We start from the raw sequence: 736 nt of genomic DNA on the forward strand, positions 1-736 counted from the left end.
CGACCCCGTCATCTACCGCATCCGCCGCGCCCATCACCACAACACCGGCGACAAATGGTGCATCTACCCAATGTACGACTACACGCATTGCATTTCCGATGCCATCGAAGGCATCACGCATTCCTTGTGTACGCTCGAATTTGAAGCCCACCGTCCGCTGTACGACTGGGTGCTGGACAACATCCCCGCGCCGCACGCCACCCGTCCGCGCCAATACGAGTTTTCCCGTTTGGAGCTTCTGTATTCCATCACGTCCAAACGCAAGCTGAACCAACTGGTTTCAGACGGCCATGTTTCCGGCTGGGATGACCCGCGTATGCCAACGATTTCCGGTATGCGCCGCCGCGGCTACACGCCCGAAGGTCTGCGCCTGTTTGCCAAACGCGCCGGTATTTCCAAATCTGAAAACGTGGTCGATATGAGCGTGTTGGAAGGCGCGATTCGCGAAGAGTTGGAAAACTCTGCGCCGCGCCTGATGGCGGTTTTGAATCCGCTTAAAGTCACCCTGACCAACTTTGAAGCCGGCAAAACCCAAAGCCGCCGTGCCGCGTTTCATCCGAACCACGAAGAAATGGGCGATCGCGAAGTACCTGTTTCCCAAACCATCTACATCGAAGCCGACGACTTTGCCGAAAATCCGCCCAAAGGCTTCAAACGCCTGATTCCCGGCGGCGAAGTGCGTTTGCGCCACGGCTATGTGATCAAGTGCGATGAAGTAGTAAAAGACGAGGCAGGC

1 protein-coding gene is annotated in these 736 nt (G+C 56.7%); it reads left to right on the plus strand.

Annotation, left to right across the window (positions count from 1 at the left end; all coding sequences use genetic code 11):
- The coding region (locus ACTHUR_RS13850; protein WP_440399118.1) for a glutamate--tRNA ligase family protein at nt 1-736 on the plus strand (736 nt) is incomplete at both ends.

It is taken from the genome of Neisseria sp. P0021.S007, assembly GCF_051956855.1.